The following is a 5,706-nucleotide window of genomic DNA, read 5'->3' as shown; positions in this document are numbered from 1 at the left end:
TCCGACCGCGGAGCCGCCCATGACCTGACCCTAAGCGACATCGTTGGGGGCCGGCATCACTCTGGCGATCCACCCCGGCATCACTCCGGCGATTGACACGGGGCTGCCTGTCGGCCATCGGTCCAATATGTCTGCCATCTGTCTAGGCACGTGGTACCAATGGTGGTCCCCACGCGGACACTTCCGAACCAGTGGGGTCTGCGATGTCTGAACTCGGTGCCCGCGACAGGAATAGGGTTGCGGCTGGGGATGTCTCGTCGGTCACACGAATCCTCTGCCACCTCATTTCGGAGTAGAATCCCGCTCCTATGGACGTCCAGCGGTTCGTCCAGCGATGGCGGGCATCAACACTCGGTGAGTTGCAAGGCTACCAGTCGCACTTTGAGGACCTGTGCGCCTTAACCGGCCACCCGGCGCCGGTGGAGGCCGACCCCCGTGGGAGACGGTTCGTCTACCAAAAGGGCGTCATCCAGGTTTCGGGCCGTCAGGGATGGGCCGATGTCTGGTACGAAGGCCACTTCGCGATTGAGTACAAGGGGAAGGGCGGCGACCTCGACGCGGCGTATCAACAACTGCTTCAGTATCGCGACAACCTCGACAACCCTCCCCTTCTCATCGTCACGGACTTCGACCGAATCATCATCCGCACCAACTACACCGGTCGCACGACTCGAAGAATCACGCTTCTCCTCGACGACTTTCTGACCGGCGGGCCGGTGGATGACACTGGGCTGCCCGCCCTGGAGATAGTCCGGCGATGCTTCTACGACCCGGAATCGCTTGTGCCCGAAAGGACCACGGCCAAGCTGACGGAAGACGTAGCGAGACTGTTCGAGGGTGTGGCTGTCAGCCTGCGGCGGGACTGGGGCCACAACGACATGACCGTCGCCCGGTACCTCTCCAAGCTGGTGTTCTGCATGTTCGCCAGCGACGTAGGGTTGCTGCCCAAGGGCATCGTCACGCGCATCATCGACAACAACCGCGCAACGTCCGCCGCCTTTGCATCGGCCCTTTCGCAACTCTTCGTGGTCATGAACTCCGGTGGTCAGTTCGGGGAACACCACATCCCGCACTTCAACGGCGGCATCTTCGTTGACCCGGTTGCCCTGGCCATCGACTACGACAACCTGATGGCCCTGCGAGAGGCCGACGAGGCGGATTGGGCCGACGTGGAACCATCCATCTTCGGGACGCTGTTCGAACGCATCATCGACGTGAGGAAGCGGGCGCAGCTTGGCAAGCACTACACCTCGCGGGAAGACATCGAAACCCTCATCGAACCCGTGATGATGAAGCCGTTGCGCAGGGAATGGGAACAGGTCGCCGCCAAGGTGGACGGGCTGATGGCGAAGGGCGCGACGGCCGAAGCAGCCACCGAGGCGTCACAGCTACTCGACGCCTTCGTATCCCGACTTGCCAGCGTCCGCATTCTCGACCCGGCCTGCGGAAGCGGGAATTTCCTCTACGTGGCACTGGAGAAGCTGAAGCTGATGGAACGGGAAGCCATGGTACGTGCGGCAACATGGGGACTCGACGGTCCGGCGCCACGCGTCCACCCTGGCCAACTCTTCGGCATCGAAACAAACGAGTACGCCCACGAGTTGGCAGGCATCGTGGTCTGGATTGGGTACCTGCAATGGAAGCGCCGGAATGGGATGTCTCTGGTCGATGAAGTGCCCATCCTCCAGCCCCTGGACAACATCAAGCTGATGGACGCGATTCTCGAAACAGGCGCTGACGGCCACCCCATCGAACCGCCGTGGCCGAACGTGGACTTCATCATTGGAAACCCGCCTTTCATCGGCGGAAAGAGGCTGCGGACCGAGTTGGGAGACGAGTACGTTAACGCCCTGTTTGCCCTGTGGGACGGACGCGTGCGCCGAGAGGCGGACCTGTGTTGCTACTGGCACGAGAAGGCCCGCGAGATGGTCGCCCAGGGCACTGTGAAACGTGTTGGGTTGCTTGCGACGCAGTCAATCCGACAAGGCGCTAACCGGCACACGTTGGAACGCATTCAGCAGACCGGAAGCATCTTCTTTGCGGAGTCTGACCGCCCATGGGTTCTTGACGGGGCGGCCGTGCGCGTGTCAATGGTCGGATTCGACGACGGCAGCGAGACGGAGAAGATACTGGACGGCGTTCCGGTGGAGGGCATCAACGCCAACCTGACCAGCCAGTTGGACTTGACCCGTGCGAGGCGGCTGGCAGAGAACTCGGGTATCTGCTTTCAGGGTCCTGTCAAGGTGGGGCCTTTCGACATCAGCCGTGACGTCGCGGAGAAGATGCTGACGCGCCCCAATCCACATGGAAAGCCGAACAGCGACGTGATTCGTCGCTGGGTCAACGGTCGTGACATCACTGACCGGGACACTGGTAGCTACATCATCGATTTCGCTGACATGGTGCACGAGGAGGCTGCCCGTTACGAGGCACCGTTCGAATACGTCGCACGGCACGTCAAACCGGCAAGAGAACGCAACCGAGACAGGCAACGTCGCGAGGCGTGGTGGCGGCTGGGGCGGTCTGGCCGCGACCTCAGAACTGCCACGAAATCCCTGACCAGATTCCTCGCTACGCCCCGTGTGGCCAAACACCGCGTCTTCAAGTGGGTGGATTCAACGACACTCCCCGACAGCCGCGTGTTTGCGTTTGCCAGGGACGACGATTACTTCTTTGGCGTCCTTCAGTCACACGTCCACGAGGTGTGGGCGCTGGCCACTTCGTCCCGTCACGGTGATGGCGGTCTCGGTGGACGCCCCACCTACAACAACACGACCTGCTTCGAGACGTTCCCGCTGCCATGGCCACCGGGCCACGAAGACACCGCTGACCCAGCGTACGGTGCGATAGCGGCTGCCGCCCGCGAACTGGACTCGCTCCGCGAGGGTTTTCTGAATCCGGAAGGGCTGGAACCGGAAGAGTTGAAGAAGCTGACGCTGACCAACCTCTACAACGAACGCCCGACCTGGCTGACGAACGCCCACAAGCGTCTGGACGGTGCGGTCTTGGCGGCCTACGGCTGGCCACTCGACATCAGCGACGGCGAAATCCTCGCACGCCTGATGGCCCTGAACGCCCGTAGGAGTGGCGGGGAGGGTACCTAGCCTCTGCGCCCCCCGGTCACCGGTTCGGCGCCGGGAATGGCGCAGACGGTGGGCGCCCGGACCAATGAAGGGCGGCGGAACAATTTTCCGGGTGATCCAGTGGGCGATAGCACGCTGGATCGTTCCTTGCCGGGTGATCCATTGTGCGACAGCACACTGGATCGGCTTTACCGAAGGCGTCCTGTCGGACGACAGTCTTTGCCTTAAGCCCTAGGCCTTGGGCCGCCGGGCCTTCGACCCCGTTCCGGCCTTCGCTGGGGGGCTTCGGCCGGAAGTCTCAGGCCCGGCCTGTTCCTGTTCAAGTGTAACGACGCTTTGGGGGCCTTTACCTGAAAGCCCAAAATAGTTGGCGGGTCAGCACATCTTGTCTGGCCACACATGACTGTGTCCCATAAGGTGCTGGGTTGGGCTCCGCCTACCTTGTGGTGCGAAAGAATTTCGCCGTTTCGACAATAGTGCCCCTTCCTGATGGTACAATGGTCCGTACCGGGACACACTCCGGAAGTAAACAAAGATAGGCACAGTTGACCACGTACACCACCAAACAGGCAGCTCTAATCCTTGGCATCAGCGAACGCGCTGTGCGAAAGGCTACCGGGCGCGGATACCTCAAGCACACGATTGGAGAAGTTGGGTTCGGTATTACCGGGCGCATCTTCACGCCGGAAGACCTCACCCAGTACATCGAACGGCGAAGGGCCCTGTTCGGTCGCCCCATTAACAGCACGATTGTCGCAGGCAGCCTGTAGATGTCAATCCAGAGTGAAGCAAGGTTCGTCGATGCCCTTTGGGATTGGGGATTCCTTGAAGGTGCTTTCGCAAACCCGCACATCCGCCTGTCGGACGTTGACGGAACTGTCGAAGTGAACGGCCGGTTTCTCTACATCGAAGCCAAAGGCCCACGTACGCGTATGCCTGTCGGGCAAGACATCTACTTTCGGCGCCGAATCGACGATGGGCGTTCGACGGTCATCTACGTCTGGGGCCAGCCGGGGTGCCCAGAGGCCTTTCAGATTCTGGGCTGTATGCAGGACCCCGAGTGGTGCGACCTCGACCGTCTGTTCGAGGCCGTGTGCGACTGGTCCAACTGGGCCGAATCTCAGCCCCGCCCGCAGGCGCTTTCGCCGTGCTGGCCAGGGTGTCAACAGCTTGGGACTCGGTTCAGCCGCAACTAATCAGGGTGCGGTGCCCGGCGCCAAGGCGTTTACACGCGGTCGATAACTCATTCGGTGCGTTTACACGTCGCCAAGCCGGTCCCTCTGGGAGGCATCAGGCCGACAGGTACCGGCCACTCGACTCTCCCGGACGCGCATGGAGGTATCGTCCGGTGGTTGCGATTGACGAATGCCCCAGAGTGGCCTGAACCAACGAGACCGGTGCCCCTCGGTCGAGTGCGTGGCTTGCATGGGCGTGACGCATCCAGTGAGGGCTGACTGTCGCTTCGATGCCCGCCCGTTCCGCCGCCGCCCGCACGATGCGGAACACCTGTGACTCGTTGAGTGCCCCACCACGCCGCGATAGGAACACCGGAGAGTCGGCGGTGCTTCCTTCTCTGCGAAGCGCACAGACTTCCTGCCATGGCCCGGCCTCGACACGAATCGTGCGCGTCTTGTTCCCCTTGCCGTGGATGTTCGCCACACCGCACCCGTGGTCCGTTGGTTGCAGGTTCCGCCAACGCAGTCCGGCAACTTCGCTGTTCCGGACGGCCGTCGCGTACATGAACCGAAGAAGGGCGTGGTTACGCGGGTCGGTCTCCAATGCCAGCATCCGCTGCACATCGGCCTCGGACAGAATCCGTTCGGCCAGCGTGTCGCGCTGCGCCTTGACCTGGAGTGCGGCGCCGATGTTGAAGGGCAGGTATCCCAGCTTCTGGCCAAAGGTCAGCACGGACTTCACAGACGCCACCGTGCGGCGGCGGGTGGCGTCGCTGCCCGTCAGGCTTTCCGCAAAGCCTTGGAGGTCCCCCAGCGTGACCTGGGCCAGCGTTCGGCCGGTGAAAGCGCGAAAGCGCCTCAGGTCCGCCTCGTATGCCCGGCACGTGTGTGCGGACTTCCCATACAGCCAAAGGTCGATGAGTTGGTCGTCACTCGATGCTTGGACGGGAAGGCCATTGAAGCCGAGTGCTTGGGCACTTGGGACTAGCTGAGTCATCGAATTGCACCTTGGGCCGTATCGGCCTATGCAAGATAACTGGAATTATCGTGCGTAGCAAACAGCCGGGTGGACCAGCGCCTTCAGCGTTTGGTGGCCACAACAGGTTACAATGGACTGTGGGGTAGCAAGTGCGCAGAAACCAACGAGACCTAACGGCGGCGCTCCTTGAGAGTCTTGAACAGCTGAACTTCAGTGCACGGGGTTACCGCGCCGGAACGGAGTCTTCTTATCAGGGCGTAGCGGTTCAACTGCGTAAGCTGCTGCTGAACGGTCGTCGCGGGCTGTTCGTACGCGTTCTTCCGAATCCAACTTTCCATCCTGTACCACCTCTTCGAACGCCCGAATCGCTGTGAATCGCCAGAGTTAATGTCCACAATCGGGGCGTGATCGCCAGGGTGATGCCCATATTCATCGCCGAAGTGAAGCCCGGATCGCCAGAGTGATGCCC

Annotated in this window: 4 protein-coding genes; 3 read left to right on the top strand and 1 reads right to left on the bottom strand. The window is 61.7% G+C overall.

Annotated features, from left to right (window positions below; genetic code table 11):
• Positions 1–308 precede the first annotated feature (308 nt).
• From HRF45_08760 to HRF45_08750, 3 genes are all read left to right on the top strand, one after another.
• Positions 309–3,104 carry a class I SAM-dependent DNA methyltransferase gene (locus tag HRF45_08760; GenBank protein ID MEP0766613.1) on the top strand — a complete coding sequence of 932 codons (2,796 nt, stop codon included), beginning with the start codon at positions 309–311 and terminating at the stop codon, positions 3,102–3,104.
• A 524-nt stretch (positions 3,105–3,628) separates the two neighbouring features.
• Positions 3,629–3,853, top strand: a complete 225-nt coding sequence (locus HRF45_08755) for a helix-turn-helix domain-containing protein (GenBank protein MEP0766612.1) — start codon at positions 3,629–3,631, stop codon at positions 3,851–3,853.
• Entirely contained in the window at positions 3,854–4,279 is a 426-nt protein-coding gene (locus HRF45_08750) for a hypothetical protein (protein MEP0766611.1), read from the top strand.
• A gap of 94 nt (positions 4,280–4,373) precedes the next feature.
• On the opposite strand, the gene HRF45_08745 is transcribed toward HRF45_08750, so the two are convergent.
• Positions 4,374–5,255, bottom strand: coding sequence for a tyrosine-type recombinase/integrase (locus HRF45_08745; GenBank protein ID MEP0766610.1), 882 nt, complete (start codon positions 5,253–5,255; stop codon positions 4,374–4,376).
• Positions 5,256–5,706: the final 451 nt, after the last annotated feature.

The organism is Fimbriimonadia bacterium (genome assembly GCA_039961735.1).
In the GTDB taxonomy this organism is placed as follows: Bacteria; Armatimonadota; Fimbriimonadia; order Fimbriimonadales; family JABRVX01; genus JABRVX01.
This window is presented reverse-complemented; position numbering and strand designations above follow the sequence as displayed.